At 67.4% G+C, this 2212-nt stretch carries 2 protein-coding genes; both read left to right on the top strand.

The features are described 5' to 3' along the window. The first annotated feature begins 201 nt into the window (after positions 1–201). The gene (tadA, locus tag DBR23_RS07320) at positions 202–1593 is read left to right on the top strand and encodes a tRNA adenosine(34) deaminase TadA (protein WP_108497799.1); all 1392 of its coding nucleotides are present in this window, start codon (positions 202–204) and stop codon (positions 1591–1593) included. Between the two features lie 84 nt (positions 1594–1677). Continuing rightward, positions 1678–2212, top strand: a 535-nt coding sequence (locus tag DBR23_RS07315) for an LD-carboxypeptidase (RefSeq protein ID WP_199227657.1), incomplete at its 3' end; no start/stop codon positions are given.

Here is a 2212-nt window from a genome sequence, read left to right as displayed (position 1 = left end):
CCGCCACAGGCGCGGCGGGGCCTGCGTCGGCGCCGACCGGCACGGTGCGTGAGCAGAGCCAGCAGATGCAGCAGCAGGTCAAGCAGCAGGTAGAAGGCCTGATGCAACAGGCACGCCCCATGCCCGAAGACGAGAAAAAATGAGCCAGATCGGCTTCAAGCGCTGATATTTCATGCCTTGGATGCTATTGAAAATATAGTGATGAAAATCGCCGACGATGCGCACTGGATGCGACTGGCCCTGGCCGAGGCGCAAGCGGCTGCCAGCGCGGGCGAGGTGCCCGTGGGCGCCATCGTGGTCAAGGACGGCCAGGTCATCGCCACTGGCCGCAATGCCCCGGTGGAAGGCCACGACCCGACGGCCCATGCCGAGATCGTGGCCCTGCGTGCTGCGGCGCTGCGCCTGGGCAACTACCGGCTGGACGGCTGCAGCCTGTATGTGACGCTGGAGCCTTGCGCCATGTGCGGTGGCGCCATGCTGCATGCCCGCCTGGCACGGGTGGTGTTTGGTGCGATGGAGCCCAAGACAGGGGCGGCAGGCTCGGTGCTCAACCTGTTTGGGCATGCCGAGATCAACCACCAGACCGAGGTGCAGGGCGGGGTGCTGGCCGAGGAGTGCGGCGGCCTGCTGAGCCGCTTTTTTGCGCAGCGGCGCGGCCAGCAACGCGCCGAGGCATTGGCCCGCCACCCCCTGCGTGACGATGCCTTGCGCACACCCGATACGGCTTTCGCGAACCTGCCCGGCTACCCCTGGGCTCCCCACCACGTCAGCGACCTGCCGAGTCTGGCGGGCCTGCGCTTGCACTACCTGGACGAAGGCCCCCGCGATGCGCGCCGTACCTGGCTGTGCCTGCATGGCAACCCGGCTTGGAGCTACCTCTATCGCCGCATGCTGCCCACCTTTCTGGCTGCAGGCGACCGCGTGGTGGCACCCGACCTGATCGGTTTTGGAAAAAGCGACAAGCCCAAGAAGGAAGGTGCGCACCAGTTCGAATGGCACCGCCAGGTGCTGCTGGAGCTGATCGAGCGGCTGGACCTGCGCAATGTCGTGCTGGTGGTGCAGGACTGGGGCGGCATCCTGGGCCTCACGCTGCCCATGGCGATGCCCGAGCGGTTTGGCGGCCTGCTGGTGATGAACACGCTGCTGGCCACAGGCGATGCACCGTTGCCCCAGGGCTTTGTGGACTGGCGTGCGATGTGCCGGGACAAGCCGCTGTATGGGGTAGGGCGCCTGCTGGCACGCGGCAACCCGCACCTGAGCGCTGCGGAATGCGCAGCCTACGATGCCCCCTTTTCGGACAAAGGTTACCGGGCTGCGCTGCGTGCGTTCCCTGAACGTGTCCCTGCCGCCCTGGATGACGCCGGTGCGGCGCTGTCGCGTGCAGCCCGCGATTTCTGGCAGCACCGGTGGCAAGGCCGCAGCCTGATGGTGGTGGGGGCGCAAGACCCCGTGCTGGGGCTGCCCACCATGCGGGCGCTGCAACACAACATCCGTGGATGCCCCGAGCCGGTGGTGCTGCCCCATGCGGGCCACTTTGTTCAGGAGCATGGCGAGGCCATTGCCGCACAGGCTGTGGAATACTTCACGCACTGATGTGCCCGCTGGCGCCCCTTGACTGCATGGGGCAGCGGGCATCCCCCCTGTTTATGGAGCAGGCCCCACCGGGGCCTGAGCGCTTTGCACGACCACCACCACGACCCCTCGCAGTGCGACCACGACCACGGTCCCAAGCACATCTACATCTACTCGCCTTCCAGTGCAGTGCGCGACAAGGCCGCCTTCAAGCGGGGCATCGCCCGTCTCAAGGCTCAGGGCCATGAGGTGGAGGTGGATGTGGACGCGCTGGCCACATACACACGCTTTGCGGGCGACGATGCCACCCGGCTGGCCGCCATCCACCGTGCGGCGGCCAGCGGCGCCGATGTGGCGCTGATCTCGCGCGGGGGCTATGGCCTCACGCGCATCCTGCCGGGCATTCGCTACAAGGCTGTGGCCAGGGCCATCGAAAAGGGCACCCACTTCGTGGGCGTGAGCGACTTCACCGCCTTCCAGCTCGCCGTGCTGGCCAAAACCGGGGCCACCACCTGGGCGGGGCCGTCGCTGGGGGCCGATTTCGGGGTGGAGGGCGAGCCCGACGACATCATGGAAGCCTGCTTTGACGACCTGCTGACCGGCCACGGCGAGGGCACCGGCTGGCGCATGCACAAGGAAA

It is taken from the genome of Acidovorax sp. HMWF018, assembly GCF_003061035.1.
GTDB lineage: Bacteria > Pseudomonadota > Gammaproteobacteria > Burkholderiales > Burkholderiaceae_C > Acidovorax > Acidovorax delafieldii.
The sequence above is the reverse complement of the archived record's forward strand: the minus strand, read 5'-3'. Positions and strand labels throughout refer to the sequence as shown.

Bases quoted from the DNA above. Each gene is read 5' to 3' on its own strand.
- tadA (WP_108497799.1), top strand. From the start codon at position 202: ATGAAAATCGCCGACGATGCGCACTGGATGCGACTGGCCCTGGCCGAG.